The sequence below is a fragment of the Mesorhizobium sp. M7A.F.Ca.AU.002.02.1.1 genome (assembly GCF_003998535.1).
GTDB classification, from domain to species: Bacteria; Pseudomonadota; Alphaproteobacteria; order Rhizobiales; family Rhizobiaceae; genus Mesorhizobium; species Mesorhizobium ciceri.
In genome coordinates this window covers 1-1016 of record NZ_RZPB01001275.1, presented here as the reverse complement: position 1 = coordinate 1016, position 1016 = coordinate 1, and the positions used below count along the sequence as shown (strand labels likewise).

General features: G+C 66.3%; 1 protein-coding gene. It reads left to right on the top strand.

What is annotated here, in order from left to right; all coding sequences use genetic code 11:
- On the top strand, nt 1-1016 hold a 1016-nt coding region (locus EN879_RS37095; RefSeq protein WP_164774902.1), incomplete at both ends, for a ribonuclease E/G.

The window sequence follows — 1016 nt, the reverse complement described above, 5'->3', positions numbered from 1 at the left end:
GGAAGCGGCCGAGGAAGTCGCGCGTCAGCTAAGGCTGCGCGATCTTGCCGGCCTGATCGTCATCGACTTCATCGACATGGAGGAGAACCGCAACAACCGCTCCGTCGAGAAGCGGCTGAAGGATCACCTCAAGAACGATCGTGCGCGCATCCAGGTCGGCCGTATCTCGCATTTCGGCCTGATGGAGATGTCACGCCAGCGCATCCGCGCCAGCGTGCTGGAATCGACCATGAAGCCTTGCCCGCATTGCGGCGGCACCGGCCATGTGCGCTCCGATTCGTCGGTCGCGCTGATGGTGGTGCGGGCGATCGAGGAATTCCTGCTCAAGGATTCGCGCAGCCACATCACGGTGCGGACGCCGGCGGCGACAGCACTCTACGTGCTCAACCACAAGCGCGGCACGCTGGTGGAACTCGAAAGCCGCTTCGGGCTGACGATCACCGTCGAGGCCGACGATTCGGTGGGTTCGCAGCACTATGCGATCTTCCGCGGCGCGTTGGCTGAAAAGCCGGAAGGCTTTGTCGAGGCGCGCAGCTTCCCGGCCTATGTCGAGCCGGACGAGCCCGAGGATGAGATTGCCGTCATCGAGGAAGACGACGAGGCGCCGATCCAGGCAGAACAGCCACGCCAGCAGCCGCAGCAACAGCAGCCGCGGCCCGCTGCCGGTGGTGAGGAAGGCGAAGGCCGCGACCGCAAGCGCCGCAAGCGTCGGCGTCGGCGTGGCGGCAAGGATCGCGATCGCGAACATGGCGCCCCTGCGGACGGTGCTTCCGTCTCGGCTCCGGCCGGCGAGTTTTCGGACTCGGACTCGGCCGCCGGAGATGGCGACGCGGAAGCGGACGACAATGCCCCTGTTGGTGTTTCCGAAACTCCTGCCACAGCTGAAGCTTCGGACGAAGGCCAGGGCAAGAAGCGCCGGCGCGGCAAGCGCGGCGGCAAGCGCAACCGCCGCGAAGACGGGGAAGGCGAGGCTGAGGCAAGTGCTGGCGAAGCAGCCGACGCGTCCGAAGGGGAAG